At 70.3% G+C, this 15,403-nt stretch carries 14 protein-coding genes; 5 read left to right on the top strand and 9 right to left on the bottom strand.

From position 1 onward, the window contains the following. Positions 1 to 29 precede the first annotated feature (29 nt). Together SMIR_RS01990 and SMIR_RS01985 are read left to right on the top strand one after the other, a co-directional pair. Positions 30 to 470, top strand: coding sequence for a PPOX class F420-dependent oxidoreductase (locus SMIR_RS01990; RefSeq protein WP_168497889.1), 441 nt, complete (start codon positions 30 to 32; stop codon positions 468 to 470). Positions 471 to 486: 16 nt separating this feature from the next. After that, positions 487 to 1,152: a TetR/AcrR family transcriptional regulator gene (locus tag SMIR_RS01985; protein WP_212726356.1), complete on the top strand. Its 666-nt coding sequence runs from the start codon at positions 487 to 489 to the stop codon at positions 1,150 to 1,152. A 160-nt stretch (positions 1,153 to 1,312) separates the two neighbouring features. Here the strand turns inward: SMIR_RS01985 and SMIR_RS01980 are convergent, their stop codons facing one another. Next, positions 1,313 to 2,665 carry an MFS transporter gene (locus SMIR_RS01980; protein ID WP_168497893.1) on the bottom strand — a complete coding sequence of 451 codons (1,353 nt, stop codon included), beginning with the start codon at positions 2,663 to 2,665 and terminating at the stop codon, positions 1,313 to 1,315. A gap of 302 nt (positions 2,666 to 2,967) precedes the next feature. Further along, positions 2,968 to 3,633 carry a TetR/AcrR family transcriptional regulator gene (locus tag SMIR_RS01975; RefSeq protein ID WP_168497894.1) on the bottom strand — a complete coding sequence of 222 codons (666 nt, stop codon included), beginning with the start codon at positions 3,631 to 3,633 and terminating at the stop codon, positions 2,968 to 2,970. A gap of 163 nt (positions 3,634 to 3,796) precedes the next feature. Between SMIR_RS01975 and SMIR_RS01970 the strand changes: the two genes are divergently transcribed. The 3 genes from SMIR_RS01970 (at position 3,797) to SMIR_RS01960 (ending at position 7,901) form a co-directional block, all read left to right on the top strand. Beyond that, complete coding sequence (locus tag SMIR_RS01970) at positions 3,797 to 4,675, top strand: shikimate dehydrogenase (protein WP_422664504.1); 879 nt, start codon at positions 3,797 to 3,799, stop codon at positions 4,673 to 4,675. A 215-nt stretch (positions 4,676 to 4,890) separates the two neighbouring features. Beyond that, entirely contained in the window at positions 4,891 to 6,693 is a 1,803-nt protein-coding gene (locus SMIR_RS01965; RefSeq protein WP_168497896.1) for a bifunctional sugar phosphate isomerase/epimerase/4-hydroxyphenylpyruvate dioxygenase family protein, read from the top strand. Positions 6,694 to 6,938: 245 nt separating this feature from the next. After that, positions 6,939 to 7,901: a hypothetical protein gene (locus tag SMIR_RS01960; RefSeq protein ID WP_168497898.1), complete on the top strand. Its 963-nt coding sequence runs from the start codon at positions 6,939 to 6,941 to the stop codon at positions 7,899 to 7,901. A gap of 53 nt (positions 7,902 to 7,954) precedes the next feature. Here SMIR_RS01960 and SMIR_RS01955 read toward each other — a convergent pair whose 3' ends face one another. The 7 genes from SMIR_RS01955 to tal all read right to left on the bottom strand — a co-directional run bounded on the left by SMIR_RS01955 (position 7,955) and on the right by tal (position 15,392). Then, positions 7,955 to 8,410 (bottom strand): tellurite resistance TerB family protein, encoded by a 456-nt coding sequence (locus SMIR_RS01955; protein WP_054234523.1) that lies wholly within the window; start codon positions 8,408 to 8,410, stop codon positions 7,955 to 7,957. An 82-nt stretch (positions 8,411 to 8,492) separates the two neighbouring features. Continuing rightward, positions 8,493 to 9,098 (bottom strand): histidine phosphatase family protein, encoded by a 606-nt coding sequence (locus SMIR_RS01950; protein ID WP_168497900.1) that lies wholly within the window; start codon positions 9,096 to 9,098, stop codon positions 8,493 to 8,495. Between the two features lie 5 nt (positions 9,099 to 9,103). Continuing rightward, on the bottom strand, positions 9,104 to 9,982 hold the full coding sequence (gene gnd / locus SMIR_RS01945; RefSeq protein ID WP_248003255.1) for a phosphogluconate dehydrogenase (NAD(+)-dependent, decarboxylating): 879 nt from the start codon (positions 9,980 to 9,982) through the stop codon (positions 9,104 to 9,106). A 5-nt stretch (positions 9,983 to 9,987) separates the two neighbouring features. Next, the gene (pgi, locus tag SMIR_RS01940; protein ID WP_168497903.1) at positions 9,988 to 11,637 is read right to left on the bottom strand and encodes a glucose-6-phosphate isomerase; all 1,650 of its coding nucleotides are present in this window, start codon (positions 11,635 to 11,637) and stop codon (positions 9,988 to 9,990) included. After that, a complete protein-coding gene (gene opcA, locus SMIR_RS01935) occupies positions 11,630 to 12,568 on the bottom strand; it encodes a glucose-6-phosphate dehydrogenase assembly protein OpcA (RefSeq protein WP_168497905.1) in 939 nt (312 codons plus the stop codon). The genes pgi and opcA overlap by 8 nt, the downstream gene beginning before the upstream one ends. Then, positions 12,565 to 14,250, bottom strand: a complete 1,686-nt coding sequence (zwf, locus tag SMIR_RS01930; protein ID WP_248003256.1) for a glucose-6-phosphate dehydrogenase — start codon at positions 14,248 to 14,250, stop codon at positions 12,565 to 12,567. Before zwf ends, opcA begins: the two co-directional genes overlap by 4 nt. Beyond that, positions 14,247 to 15,392 (bottom strand): transaldolase, encoded by a 1,146-nt coding sequence (gene tal, locus SMIR_RS01925; RefSeq protein WP_168497907.1) that lies wholly within the window; start codon positions 15,390 to 15,392, stop codon positions 14,247 to 14,249. Before tal ends, zwf begins: the two co-directional genes overlap by 4 nt. Between the last annotated feature and the right edge of the window lie 11 nt (positions 15,393 to 15,403).

Here is a 15,403-nt window from a genome sequence, read left to right as displayed (position 1 = left end):
GCCATGCGTCCCCCGGGGTTGAGCGATACATGACTCAGGACGCGACGCAGGACACACTGCTCAAGCTGCTCTCCGAGTACGACGGCGGGGTGCTGGTCACCCTCAAGAAGGACGGCCGGCCCCAGCTGTCCAACGTGAACCACGCCTACGATCCCGACGAGCGGATCGTCCGGGTCTCGATCACGGACGATCGCGCCAAGACCCGCAATCTGCGCCGGGACCCGCGGGCCTCCTACCACGTGACGGCCGAGGACCGTTGGGCGTACACGGTCGCCGAGGGCACCGCCGAGCTCACGCCCGTCGCCCGGGACCCCCACGACGAGACCGTCGAGGAGCTGGTGCGGCTCTACCGGGCCGTCCGGGGCGAGCACCCCGACTGGGACGACTACCGGGCCGCGATGGTCAGCGACGGCCGACTCGTCCTACGGCTCCACGTGGAGCGCGCGTACGGCATCCCGCGCGGACGCTGAGCCCGCTCCCTCGTCGATGACGGTTTCCGAGCGGGGGCCGCGCGAGCGGATGGTGTTCAGCGCGGCACAGCTCATCCGGCGCGACGGGGTCACCGCGACGGGCATGCGCGAGGTCGCCGCGCATGCGCGGGCGCCGCGCGGATCTCTCCAGCACTACTTCCCGGTCGTCAAGGAGCAGTTGGTCAACGAGGCCGTGGACTGGGCGGGCGGTTACGCGGGCAAGCGCGTCGCGCGCTTTCTCGCCGCGCTGTCCCGGCCGACGCCGAGCGGTCTGTTCGCGGCGATGGTGCAGCAGTGGGCCGACGAGTTCCAGGAGGCCGGATTCGCCTCCGGCTGCCCCGTCGCGGCGGCGACCGTGAACTGCGCGGAGTCCACCGAGTCCACCAGGACCGCTGCCGCCGCCGCGTTCGCCCGCTGGAACCGCGCGGTGGCCGAGGCCCTGACGGACATGGGCGTACCGGCCGGACGGGCCGAACCGCTGGCCACGCTCATGATCAGTGCCCTGGAGGGGGCACTCCTCATCGCCAGAGCCGAACGGGACGTACGGGCCCTGACCGCTGTGACCCACGAGCTCGGTCCCCTGCTGGACGGGGCTCGAACGGTGAGCCGAGGGTCGATGGGGTCTCCGCGCACACCGGCCGCCCCTGAACCCGGCCGGGGTGCGCGGAGTGGCTCTGTGTGACCGCGCTGTTTCTTTCCGCTTGTTCCGGCCGATGTTCTTGCCGAAAACGTCGGATGTCAACTCCGCCCCGACCGCACCGGCCCGAGAACCGCCACGTCCCCGGCAGTCCGAGGCTGCCGGGGACGTGAGTGACCGGGGTACGGAGCGCGCGGTCAGGGGTTCAGGCGGTGACGGTCTCGCGCTTCGCGGCGTCCCGGGGCACCCGCTCACCCAGCTCCTCCGTCGGCACCGTGTGCGTCTCGCGGGCGGTCAGCGCGGCGATCACCGGCGGGACGCACAGGGCCGCGGTGAACAGCGCCACGGACGACCAGTCGTCGCCGCCCGGGCCCGCGATCTGCGCGGCGAAGGTGACCGCGAACCCGGCGACGGCGAAGCCGATCTGCGTGCCGATCGCCATACCGGAGAGCCGGACGCGGGTGGAGAACATCTCGCCGTAGAAGGACGGCCAGACACCGTTGGCCGCGCTGTACACGACACCGAAGGCGAGGATGCCGAAGAGGAGGACGAGGGGGTACGAGCCGGTGGATATGGCCCACAGGTAGGCGAACATCAGCACGGCGCTGCCCGCGGCGCCGATCAGATAGACCGGACGGCGGCCGATACGGTCGGAGAGCGTGGCCCAGGCGGGGATCGCACCGAGGGCGACGACGTTGGCGAGCGCGCCCACCCACAGCATCTGCGTGCGCGACAGCCCGACCGAGTCGCTCGTGCCGTACGCCAGCGCCCACACCGTGAAGATCGTGCTGACCGAGGCGATCAGGGCGCCCGCGACGACCCGCAGGACGTCCGCCCAGTGCTCGCGCAGGAGCACGAGGAGCGGCAATTTGGGAACGCCCTCGCTCGCGGCCTGCTGGGTGAAGGCGGGAGTCTCCTGGAGGGTGCGGCGGATGACATAGCCGACCACGGCGACCGCGACGCTCGCCCAGAACGGCACACGCCAGCCCCAGGAGAGCAGTTGGTCCTCGGGCAGCGCGGCGACCGGCAGGAACACCAGGGTCGCCAGGAGCTGGCCGCCCTGGGTGCCGCTGAGGGTGAAGCTGGTGAAGAAACCCCGGCGGTTGGGTGGCGCGTGTTCCAGCGTCATGGAGTTGGCGCTCGCCTGCTCACCGGCCGCGGAGATGCCCTGGAGAACGCGGCAGAGCACCAGCAGGACCGGGGCGAGGCCGCCGACCTGGGCGCGGGTGGGCAGACAGCCGATGAGGAACGTCGACAGGCCCATCAGGATCAGCGTGAAGACCATGATCTTCTTGCGGCCGACCCGGTCGCCGAAGTGGCCGAGGAAGAGCGCGCCGACCGGGCGGGCCGCGTACGCGACACCGAACGTGGCCAGCGAGAGGAGGGTCGCGGTGGCCGGGTCCGACTCGTCGAAGAAGACCTTCGGGAAGATCAGGGCGGCGGCGCTGCCGTAGATGAAGAAGTCGTAGTACTCCAGGGCGCTGCCGATCCAGGCGGCCATGGCGGCCTTCCGGGGCTGGCCGGGTGGCGCGTCGAGCGGGACGGCGGGGACAGACACGGCGTGCTCCTTCGAGGGAACTCCGGGGACGGGAGTGACGGAGTGGCGGAGGGGAGAGGTGCCGGGGCCCTGGGGGTGTACGGGTCGGCCGTGCCGGATGCGACGAGTCTGCTTGACGGTAGGGAGCCTGCTCAACGTTGTGCGTCCGGCTAATTAACCCACTGGATAGTTAGTAGCGGATGGCTACGGATGTTGCGCCCACGTTTCCCGGGTGTCAAGAGGTCGTACTGAAGGATCTTTCCGGCCGTGCCCCGTCCCGGCCCCGGAGCGGGGCGTGGGACGGGGTGTCGGTGCTCCGGTTCTCAGTCCTGGGTGCGGTCCGCCGTCAGATAGGCGATGACCATGTCGCCGAGCATGGTCCGGTAGTGCTCCCGCTGGTCAGGGGCGACCAGGTCACGGCCGAAGAGGGCGCCGAAGGTATGGCGGTTGGAGACCCGGAAGAAGCAGAACGAGCTGATCATCGCGTGCAGGTCCACGGCGTCGACGTCGGCCGTGAACAGCCCCGACCTCCGGCCGGTCTCCAGGATCCGGCGGATCACCTCCAGCGCGGGCGAACCGATCTTCCCGAGCTCCTCGGACGCGGCTATGTGCTCCGCCTCGTGGATGTTCTCGATGCTGACCAGCCGGATGAAGTCCGGGTGCGCCTCATGGTGGTCGAAGGTCAGCTCGGCGAGCCTGCGGATGGCCGCGACCGGGTCCAAGTGCTCGACGTCCAGCTCCTGTTCGGCCATCCGGATCACGGAGTACGCACGCTCCAGAACGGCCGTGAACAGCTGCTCCTTGCCGCCGAAGTAGTAATAGATCATCCGCTTGGTGGTGCGGGTGCGGGCGGCGATCTCGTCGACGCGGGCACCGGCGAAGCCGGCCCGCGAGAACTCCTGGGTCGCCACGTCGAGAATCTCGGCCCTGGTCCGGGCGGCGTCGCGGATGCGCCCGCCGGGCCGTGCAGGTTCTTCGACGCTGGTCATCGGCTTCCTTCGGGCGAGAGGGTCAGTGCCCGCGATTGTAGAAGCAGGGTCTGCCGCCGTGGTCCCGAGTTCCGGGGCGGGCCTTCCCGTGAGCTCGGGATGCTGATATAGCTAACGTACTAGTTCGTACATTAGTGAGTCGCTCAGGAGGTCCGCCGTGACCATGGACACGTATCTCGTCGGCCTCATCGGTTCCGGCATCGGCCCCTCGCTCAGCCCCGCGCTGCACGAGCGAGAGGCCGACCGGCAGGGACTTCGCTATCTGTACCGACTGATCGACATCGACGTGCTCGGCGTCGGGCCGGAGGCGGTGGGCGATCTCGTACGTGCCGCGCGGGACCTCGGCTTCGACGGGCTGAACATCACGCATCCCTGCAAGCAGCTGGTCATCGACCACCTCGACGAGCTCGCTCCGCAGGCGGCGGCCCTCGGCGCGGTCAACACCGTCGTCTTCGAGGGGGGCCGTGCGGTCGGGCACAACACCGATGTCACCGGGTTCGCGGCGTCCTTCGCGCGCGGGCTGCCCGACGTCCCGCTGGAGCGGGTCGTGCAGCTGGGTGCGGGCGGGGCGGGGGCGGCGGTCGCCCACGCCGTGCTGACGCTGGGCGCGGGGCACGTCACCGTCGTGGACGCGATGCCGGACCGGGCGACGGATCTTGCCGCCGGGCTGAACCGGCACTTCGGTGCGGGGCGGGCGGTGGCCGGGACGCCGGATGCGCTCGGGGGGCTGCTCGGCCTGGCCGACGGGGTGGTGCACGCGACGCCCACCGGGATGGCGGCCCATCCCGGGCTGCCGTTCCCTGCCGGGCTGTTGCATCCCGGGCTGTGGGTCGCCGAGGTGGTGTACCGGCCTCTGGAGACCGAGTTGCTGCGCACGGCGCGGGCGGTGGGGTGCGCGACGCTGGATGGCGGGGGCATGGCCGTGTTCCAGGCGGCGGACGCGTTTCGGCTGTTCACGGGGCGGGAGCCGGATGCTGTTCGGATGCTGGCGGACATTTCTGAGCTGGCGGGTGTGTCGGGTGCGGCGGGTGTTCGTGGCTGAGGACGCCTTGTGGGTGGGGTGGCTCGGGTTGTGTGGCGGGGTGCCGGTCGGTGGGGGCTGGTCGCGCAGTTCCCCGCGCCCCTTGCGGGGCGGGGTGGCTGAGGTCGGGCGGCGGGTGCGGGGCGGTGGGGGTTGATCGCGCAGTTCCCCGCGCCCCTTGCGGGGCTCGGGCCTGGCCGTGCCTGTGTCTGGAGCGCTGGATGAGGAGTATCGACGTGCGTACGTCCATTGCCACTGTCTCGCTCAGTGGGTCCCTGACCGAGAAGCTCACGGCCGCGGGGCGGGCGGGGTTCGACGGGGTGGAGATCTTCGAGAACGATCTGCTCGCGAGCCCCCTCACACCCGAGGAGATCCGGGCCCGCACCGCGGACCTCGGTCTGAGCATCGACCTGTACCAGCCGATGCGGGACATCGAAGCGGTGCCCGAGGAGGAGTTCGCCCGCAATCTGCGCCGCGCCCGGCACAAGTTCGAACTCATGCGCCGCCTCGGCACCGACACGGTCCTGGTCTGCTCCAGCGTCTCCCCGCTCGCCGTGGACGACGACGCGCTCGCGGCCGACCAGCTGCGCCGGCTCGCGGACCTCGCTCAGGACTTCGGCATGCGCGTCGCCTACGAGGCGCTCGCGTGGGGCCGCCATGTGAGTACGTACGACCACGCCTGGAGCATCGTCGAAGCCGCGGACCACCCCGCCCTCGGCACCTGCCTCGACAGCTTCCACATCCTTGCCCGCGGCGGCGACCCCAAGGGCATCGAGGACATCCCCGGAGAGAAGATCTTCTTCCTGCAACTCGCCGACGCCCCCCTGATGGCGATGGACGTCCTGCAGTGGAGCCGCCACTACCGTTGCTTCCCGGGCCAGGGCGGCTTCGACATCGCGGGGTTCCTCGGACACGTCCTGCGGGCCGGATACCGCGGACCGCTCTCCCTCGAGGTCTTCAACGACGTCTTCCGGCAGGCCGAGGCCGGGCCGACCGCCGTGGACGCACGCCGCTCCCTCCTCGTCCTCCAGGAGGCGACTGGACTCGCGGCCCCGCCCGCGCCCGTGGTGCCGACCGGTGTCGCCTTCGCCGAGCTCGTCACCTCCGACGCCGAACCCGTCACCGCGCTCCTCGGCGCCCTCGGCTTCACCCGCAGCGCCAGGCACCGCAGCAAGCCCGTCGACCTCTGGCAGCAGGGCGAGGCCCGTGTCCTCGTCAACACCGGACCGGCCGCCCGGCGCGACGGCACCGCCCTCGCCGCTGTCGGCCTGGAGTCCCCGGACCCGGCCGCCGCGGCCCGGCGCGCCGAATCCCTCCTCGCCCCGGTTCTGCCTCGCCGTCGTGCCCCCGAGGACGCACCGCTGGACGCGGTGGCCGCCCCCGACGGCACCGAACTCTTCTTCTGCGTCACGGATCGCTCCGGGCACCCCGAACTCGCGAGCTGGACAGGCGACTTCGTGCCGGTCCCGCACGAACGACTCCCGCAGCACGTGGCCCGTATCGACCACCTGGCCCTCACCCAGCCCTGGCACCAGTTCGACGAGGCGGCGCTCTTCCACCGCAGTGTGCTCGGGCTGAGCGCACAGGACAGCGTCGATGTCGCCGATCCGTACGGGCTGCACCGCAGCCGTGCGGTCACCAGCGCCGACGGCAGCGTCCGTATCGCCCTCGGCGTCGGGCCCGCCCCCACCGACGAGGGCGCCCGCGCCCAGCACATCGCCCTCGCCTCGGACGACGTGGTCACCGCGGCCCGCCGCTTCCGCGAGGCCGGCGGCCGACTGCTGGCGATGCCCGCGAACTACTACGACGACCTCGCCGCGCGGTATGAGTTCGCCGACGGCGAGCTGGCGGCGTACCGCGAACTCGGCATCCTCTACGACCGTGACGCGGAGGGCGAGTTCCGCCACTGCTACACCGAGACGGTCGGCCGTGTCTTCTTCGAACTCGTCCAGCGTGACGGCGGCTACCGGGGCTACGGAGCGCAGAACGCCCCCGTGCGGCTGGCCGCGCAGCACCTGCCGCGCCGGCCGGGGCGGTGACGCTTCAGCCGTGTGCCGCCGCCGCTCGTCCGAGTCCCGGGCGGCGCATATTACCCGTCAGTTGACATTGAAACGTCAATGGCCACCGCTATCATCACACCACCCGCGGAACACCTCTGCGGAGCGACCGTCGGCCGATGACAGCGGCAGCACGGTATCGCCCCCAGTCCGCTGCCCAGGACGTGGAGCAATCGGCCTCCGGCTCCGAGGCCGGTTTCAGTGCCTCATGTTCTGAGAGGGAGCCCATGCCGGGAGACCGCTTCACCCCCGACTTCGACCCCGACTACGGGGACGCGCCCCTCTCCACCGCACGCAAGGACATCGCCAACGGGCGCTGGCAGGGCCTGCGGGATCTGCTGCGGGTGACCGGCCCCGCGTGGTCCGTGCGCGCCCACCGGATCCGGCTGCTCGCGCCGGCGTGCGCGGGCAACTCGGCGGTCGAGTCCTGGCTCGCCGCGGAGCCGCGCAGCGCCGACGCCCTGGTCCTGCGGGCCGCGACCGAGGTGGCCAGGGCCTTCACCCTCGCCACCGCCGCGGGTGGGCGCGTACCCGTCGAACAGCGACGCGTCGACCGGGCGGTGCTGGCTTGTCTCCAGGGCGCCGAAGCCTACCCCGAGGACCCCACGCCCTGGATCTGCCTCATCTCCGTCGCCCGGCTCTATGCCGCCGGGGTGCGCCGCCAGGAACTCGGCCGCTGGTGGGACGAGTTGCACGCCCGTGACCCCTACACGATCGAGGGCCACCTCCATGTGCTGCGCTACTACTCGGCGCGCTGGCACGGCACCCACGCCCTGATGTACGACTTCGCCCGCGACGCGGCGAGCGTCGCCCCGCCGGGCTGCGCGCTGCCGGTCCTGGTGCAGTTCGCCCGTGTGGAGGAGTACCGCTTTCTCCAGGAGGAGGCGAAGGGGCGGCCGGACGCGCCCGTCGACCTCGACGGGCACTGGAACCACGAAGGAGCCGTCGACGACGTACGGCGCACCTGGCAGCGCTGGATATCCGCGCGCCCGGACGGCCAGCCCGCGCCGGAGGAGGTGCGCGACCTCAACTACCTGGCGCACGCCGCGAGTTACGCCGGCCAGTGGGATCTCGCGGCCCCGCTCTTCCGGACGCTTGGGGTGCGCGCCAGCCGGATGCCCTGGTCCCGCACCGGCGACCCGGAGGCGGAGTACGTGAAGTGGCGCAGGCGCGCCACGCGCGGCGCCTGAGCCACCTCACGTGTCCCGGCCGTCGAGGTGGCGCGGCCGGAGCCGGTGGGGAACTACAGGTCGAACTCGTGCGGCGGCAGGTCGAGCGTGAAGCACGCCTCGCGCACGACGGCCTGCTCGGTCTTGTCGAAGTCGCCGTCGGCGCCGCCGATGACGATGCCGATCTGGATGACGGCGCGCGCCTCGGCCGGCTTCTTCTTCGCCTTGGCGATCTCCTGGAGGACGCTGACCTTGCCGAAGGCGAAGTCGGCGGTCAGCTTGTTCAGGTTGTCGTCGAAGCGGCGGCGCAGGTCGTCGGCGTCGAAGTTCTGCAACACCTCGTTCGTGGCGATGAGTTGCGCGACGCGCTGGCGCTCGGAAGGATCGACCGTTCCGTCCGCCGCGGCGACGAGCGCGCACATCGCCATGCTCGCGTCGCGGAAGGCACCGCTCTTCAGATCGTTCTTCTTCGCCACGAGCTGGGTCTGCATCGTCGACGCGGACTCCTTGATGCGGTCCCACAGGGCCATGAGAGCTCCATACGTTGGGAGAGGCCCGGCCCGCCCCTGAGGGCGGACCGTGACCTCTTCGATTTCTACAGCAATGTAGAAACTAGCGAACCGCCACAGAAGTTCCGGCGGCGTTCCACTCGGCGATCACAGGATGTCCGTGCTCGGTGGACAGCCGGCTGACGGTGCCCGTCGCGAGTTGGAACAGCCGCCCGTCCGCGGGGGACAGCCCGAGCCGACGGGCCGTCAGCACACGCAGGAAGTGGGCGTGCGCCACGAGGATCACGTCGCCGTCGGCCAGCGCCGGTCCGACGCGGGACAGCACGCGGTCGGCGCGCTCTCCCACCTCCGCCGGTGACTCGCCGGGACGGCCGTCAGGGCCGGACGGCACACCGTCGTTCCACAGGAACCAGTCGGGCCTGGTGCGATGTATCTCGACGGTCGTGATGCCTTCGTACGCGCCGTAGTCCCACTCGTGCAGATCGGGATCGGCCACGGCCCCGTACACGCCCGCGAGTTCCGCCGTGCGTATCGCGCGGCCGAGCGGGCTGGTCAGGGCCAGGGCGAAGGTCCGGCCGGCGAGCAGCGGGGCGAGGGACTTGGCCTGTTCCTCGCCGTGCTGGGTGAGGGGCAGGTCGGTCCAGCTGGTGTGCTGGCCCGACACGCTCCACTCGGTCTCACCGTGGCGGACCAGCAGGAGGTCGCCCATGGTCGTTACTTCGCCGACTCGACGGCGTGGCCGCCGAACTGGTTGCGCAGTGCCGCGATCATCTTCATCTGCGGGGAGTCGTCCTGGCGGGAGGCGAACCGGGCGAAGAGGGAGGCGGTGATGGCGGGCAGCGGGACGGCGTTGTCGATGGCCGCCTCGACGGTCCAGCGGCCCTCGCCGGAGTCGTCCGCGTAGCCGCGCAGCTTCTCCAGGTGCTCGTCGTCGTCCAGCGCGTTGACCGCGAGGTCGAGCAGCCAGGAGCGGATGACGGTGCCTTCCTGCCAGGAGCGGAAGACCTCGCGCACGTCGGTGACGGAGTGGACCTTCTCCAGGAGCTCCCAGCCCTCGGCGTAGGCCTGCATCATGGCGTACTCGATGCCGTTGTGGACCATCTTGGAGAAGTGGCCGGCGCCGACCTTGCCGGCGTGCACGAAGCCGGCGTCGCCCTCGGGCTTGAGGGCGTCGAAGACCGGCTGCACCTTGGCGATGTGCTCGGCGTCGCCGCCGACCATCAGCGCGTAGCCGTTCTTGAGGCCCCAGACGCCGCCGGAGACGCCCGCGTCGACGAACCCGATGCCCTTGGCGGCCAGCTCCTCCGCGTGCTTCTCGTCGTCCGTCCAGCGGGAGTTGCCGCCGTCGACGACGGTGTCACCGGGCTCCAGGAGCTCGCCGAGCTGGTCGATGGTGGACTGCGTGGCGGCGCCGGCGGGGACCATCACCCACACCACGCGCGGGCCTTCGAGCGCGCTCACGAGTTCGGTGAGGCTGCTGACGTCCGAGACCTCGGGGTTGCGGTCGTAGCCGACGACCGTGTGGCCCGCGCGGCGGATCCGCTCGCGCATGTTGCCGCCCATCTTGCCGAGGCCGATGAGTCCGAGCTGCATGACAGTCACTTCTTTCGGAGGGTGCGGTACGCGGCCACGAGGGCGGCGGTGGAGGGGTCGAGGCCGGGCACGTCGGCGCCTTCGGTGAGCGCGGGTTCGACGCGCTTGGCGAGGACCTTGCCGAGCTCTACGCCCCACTGGTCGAAGGAGTCGATGTTCCAGATCGCGCCCTGGACGAACACCTTGTGCTCGTAGAGGGCGATGAGCTGGCCGAGGACCGACGGCGTCAGCTCGCTCGCGAGGATCGTCGTCGTCGGGTGGTTGCCCTTGAACGTCTTGTGCGGGACCAGTTCCTCGGGCACGCCCTCGGCGCGCACCTCGTCGGGCGTCTTGCCGAAGGCGAGGGCCTGGGTCTGCGCGAAGAAGTTCGCCATCAACAGGTCGTGCTGGGCGGCGAGTTCGGGCTCCAGCTCGTCCACCGGGTTGGCGAAGCCGATGAAGTCGGCGGGGATCAGCTTCGTGCCCTGGTGGATGAGCTGGTAGTAGGCGTGCTGCCCGTTGGTGCCGGGCGTGCCCCACACCACGGGACCGGTCTGCCACTCCACCGGGTTGCCGTCGCGGTCCACCGACTTGCCGTTGGACTCCATGTCCAGCTGCTGCAGGTAGGCGGTGAACTTGGACAGGTAGTGCGAGTACGGCAGTACGGCGTGCGACTGGGCGTCGAAGAAGTTGCCGTACCAGACACCCAACAGGCCAAGCAGCAAAGGCGCGTTGGCCTCGGCGGGAGCCGTACGGAAGTGTTCGTCGACGATCCTGAACCCGTCGAGCAGCTCCCGGAAACGGTCCGGGCCGATCGCGATCATCAGCGACAGGCCGATCGCCGAGTCGAAGGAGTAACGTCCGCCGACCCAGTCCCAGAACCCGAACATGTTGGCCGTGTCGATACCGAAGTCCGACACCTTGCCGGCGTTCGTCGACAGTGCCACGAAGTGCTTGGCGACCGCCTTCTCGTCACCTTCCAGCGCGGCGAGCAGCCAGGTCCGCGCCGAGGTCGCGTTGGTGATCGTCTCGATCGTGGTGAACGTCTTCGAGGCGATGATGAACAGCGTCTCGGCCGGGTCGAGGTCGCGGACGGCCTCGTGCAGATCGGCGCCGTCCACGTTCGACACGAACCGCACGGTCAGCGAACGGTCCGTGAAGGCGCGCAGCGCCTCGTAGGCCATCGCCGGACCGAGGTCGGAGCCGCCGATACCGATGTTGACGACATTGCGGATAGGACGACCCGTGTGACCGGTCCACTCGCCGGCGCGGACCCGCTCGGCGAAGTCGGCCATCTTGTCGAGCACGGTGTGCACGCCAGGGACGACGTTCTCGCCGTCGACCTCGATCACGGCGTTCCGGGGGGCCCGCAGCGCGGTGTGCAGCACCGCCCGGTCCTCGGTGACGTTGATTCTCTCGCCGCGGAACATCGCGTCCCGCAGCCCGAACACGTCGGTGGCGGTGGCCAGTTCCTGGAGGAGGGCGAGGGTCTCGTCCGTGATCAGGTGCTTGGAGTAGTCGATCCGCAGATCGCCGACCCGCACGACATAGCGTTCTGCGCGGGCAGGATCGGCGGCGAACAACTCACGCAGCCGCGGGTGGAGCAGACCGTCCGCGCGGTGGTCCTCCAGGGCCACCCACTCCGGACGCCGTGTGAGCTTGGGGGAGTCAGACATGACGGGGGGTCTCCTTGGTGCCGCCCTCGCCCCGCAGGGCGACGGCGTACATCTCGTCCGCGTCGAGGCGGCGCAGCTCCTCGGCGATCAGCTCGGAAGTACTGCGCACCTTCAGCGCGAGGGTGCGGGAGGGTTGCCCGGGCAGCGACAGCGTGGCCAGCGGCCCCTCGGGCCGGTCGATCACGATCTCGCCGTTCTCCGTGCCGAGCCGCACCGCGGTCACCACCGGACCGGCGGTGACGACCCGCTCGACCGGCACGTCGAGCCGGGCGCCCAGCCAGCGGGCGAGCAGCTCGGCGCTCGGGTTGTCGGCCTCGCTCTCGACGGCGGCCGAGATCACCTTCGTACGGGCCTGGTCGAGCGCGGCGGCCAGCATCGAGCGCCAGGGCGTCAGCCGGGTCCACGCCAGGTCGGTGTCGCCCGGCGCGTACGAGTTGACGCGGGCCTCCAGGGCCGTGAGCGGCGACTCGACGGCGTACATGTCGGTGATCCTGCGCTGCGCGAGGGCGCCCAGCGGGTCCTTGGCCGGTACCTCGGGGGCGTCCACCGGCCACCAGACGACGACGGGCGCGTCCGGCAGCAGCAGCGGCAGGACCACGGAGTCGGCGTGGTCGGACACCTCTCCGTAGGTCCGCAGCACGACGGTCTCACCGGCGCCGGAGTCGGCGCCCACCCGGACCTCGGCGTCGAGGCGCGAGTTGGTGCGGTCGCGCGGGGTGCGGGCGTGCCGCTTGATGACGACCAAGGTGCGCGAGGGGTGCTCGCGCGAGGCCTCCTCGGCGGCCTTGATCGAGTCGTACGCGTTCTCTTCGTCGGTGACGATGACCATCGTCAGGACCATGCCCACGGCGGGGGTGCCGATGGTGCGGCGCCCCTGCACGAGCGCCTTGTTGATCTTGCTTGCCGTGGTGTCGGTCAGGTCGATCTTCATGGCCTGCGCCAGCTCCGTCCGTCTCGTGCGAGCATCTCGTCGGCTTCCTTCGGACCCCAGCTGCCCGAGGGGTACTGCGCGGGCTTGCCATGGGTCTCCCAGTAGTCCTCGATCGGGTCGAGGACCTTCCAGGACTCTTCCACCTCCTGGTGACGGGGGAAGAGATTGGCGTCGCCGAGCAGGACATCCAGGATCAGCCGTTCGTATGCCTCCGGGCTGGACTCGGTGAACGACTCGCCGTAGGCGAAGTCCATCGTGACGTCCCGGATCTCCATCGACGTACCCGGGACCTTCGATCCGAAGCGCACCGTCATACCCTCGTCGGGCTGGACGCGGATGACGATCGCGTTCTGGCCGAGCTCCTCGGTGGCGGTCGAGTCGAACGGGGAGTGCGGGGCGCGCTGGAAGACCACCGCGATCTCCGTCACCCGCCGGCCAAGGCGCTTGCCGGTGCGCAGATAGAAGGGGACGCCCGCCCAGCGGCGGTTGTCGACCTCCAGCTTGACGGCCGCGTAGGTGTCGGTCGTCGACTTGGGGTCGATGCCCTCCTCCTGCAGATAGCCGCGCACCTTCTCGCCGCCCTGCCAGGCCGCCGCGTACTGGCCGCGCACGGTGTGCTCGCCCAGGTTCTCCGGCAGCTTCACCGACTTGAGGACCTTGAGCTTCTCGGTCAGCAGCGACTCGGCGTCGAAGGCGATCGGCTCCTCCATGGCGGTCAGCGCCATCAGCTGGAGCAGGTGGTTCTGGATCACGTCACGGGCCGAACCGATGCCGTCGTAGTAGCCGGCCCGGCCGCCGATGCCGATGTCCTCCGCCATGGTGATCTGCACGTGGTCGACGTACGACCGGTTCCAGATCGGCTCGTACATCTGGTTGGCGAAGCGGAGCGCCAGGATGTTCTGGACGGTCTCCTTGCCGAGGTAGTGGTCGATGCGGAAGACCTGCTCCGGGTCGAACACGTCGTGCACGAGCGCGTTCAGCTCGCGCGCGCTCTCCAGGTCGTGGCCGAACGGCTTCTCGATCACCGCGCGCCGCCAGGAACCCTCCGGCGGGCTCGCGAGCCCGTGCTTCTTGAGCTGTTGGACGACCTTCGGGAAGAACTTCGGGGGTACGGAGAGGTAGAACGCGTAGTTGCCGCTGGTGCCCCGGGCCGCGTCCAACTCCTCGATGGCGGAGCGCAGTTGCTTGAACGCCGTGTCGTCGTCGAAGGTGCCCGGGATGAACCGCATGCCCTCGGCGAGCTGCTGCCAGACCTCCTCCCGGAACGGGGTGCGCGCGTGTTCCTTCACCGAGTCGTGCACGATCTGCGCGAAGTCCTCGTCCTCCCAGTCGCGGCGGGCGAACCCGACGAGCGAGAAGCCCGGCGGCAGCAGACCGCGGTTGGCGAGGTCGTAGACGGCCGGCATCAGCTTCTTGCGGGACAGGTCGCCGGTGACACCGAAGATGACGAGGCCCGAGGGACCCGCGATACGGGGGAGGCGGCGGTCACGGGGGTCACGGAGCGGGTTCTCCCATTCCGCCACCGGAACGGGGCCGTCGCTCTTGGCCGCGGCCTTCACATCGACAGCCTTCACATCGACCGGCTTCACACCGTCCGGTTCCACGGTCGTGTCACCAGGTCCCTCCGGCGTGGTGGCCGCATCCTGCGGGGCACTGTCGGGAAGCGCTTCACGCTCGGTCATTCCCCCTCAACTCCCTTGCTGCTCAGCGAGGTCGCGACCGCGTCGAGCAGATCACCCCAGGCCGCCTCGAACTTCGAGACGCCCTCGTCCTCCAGCAGGTCGACCACCTCGTCGTAGGAGATCCCGAGCCCTTCCACGGCGGCCAGGTCGGCGCGCGCCTGGGCGTAGCCCCCGGTCACCGCGTCGCCGTGGATGTCACCGTGGTCGGCCGTGGCGTTGAGCGTCGCCTCCGGCATGGTGTTGACCGTGCCCGGCGCGACCAGCTCGTCGACGTACAGCGTGTCCTTGTACGAGGGGTCCTTGACGCCCGTCGAGGCCCACAGCGGGCGCTGCTTGTTGGCGCCGGCCGGAGCGAGCGCGGTCCAGCGGGCGGAGGCGAACACCTCTTCGTATGCCTCGTAGGCGAGCCGCGCGTTGGCGAGCGCCGCCCTGCCCTTGAGAGCGAGGGCCTCGTCGGTCCCGACCTTCGTCAGCCGCTTGTCGATCTCGCTGTCGACGCGGGAGACGAAGAAGGAGGCGACGGAGTGGATGGTGGCGAGGTCGATGCCCGCCGCCTTGGCCTTCTCCAGGCCCGCCAGATAGGCGTCCATGACCTCGCGGTAGCGCTCCAGCGAGAAGATCAGCGTGACGTTGACGCTGATACCGAGGCCGATGACCTCGGTGATCGCCGGGAGACCGGCCTTCGTCGCCGGGATCTTGATCATCACGTTCGGGCGGTCGACGAGCCAGGCGAGCTGCTTGGCCTCGGCGACGGTCGCCCTCGTGTTGTGGGCGAGGCGTGGGTCGACCTCGATGGAGACCCGGCCGTCACGGCCGGCGGTGGCGTCATACACCGGGCGCAGGATGTCGGCGGCGGCGCGGACGTCGGCCGTGGTCATCATCCGGACGGCCTCGTCGACCGTCACGCCGCGTTCGGCCAGGTCGGCGAGCTGCTCCTCGTACCCCTCACCGGAGCCGATGGCGGCCTGGAAGATGGAGGGGTTGGTGGTGACGCCCACCACGTGCCTGGTCTCGACGAGTTCGGCGAGGTTGCCGGAGGCGATGCGCTTGCGGGAGAGGTCGTCCAGCCAGATGGAGACGCCTTCGTCGGAGAGGCGCTTCAGGGTTACCGCGGTCGCGGTTGTTTCGGTCACAGTGATCATCTTCCTTCGTG

The sequence above is a fragment of the Streptomyces mirabilis genome, assembly GCF_018310535.1.
Taxonomy (GTDB): domain Bacteria; phylum Actinomycetota; class Actinomycetes; order Streptomycetales; family Streptomycetaceae; genus Streptomyces.
This window is presented reverse-complemented; position numbering and strand designations above follow the sequence as displayed.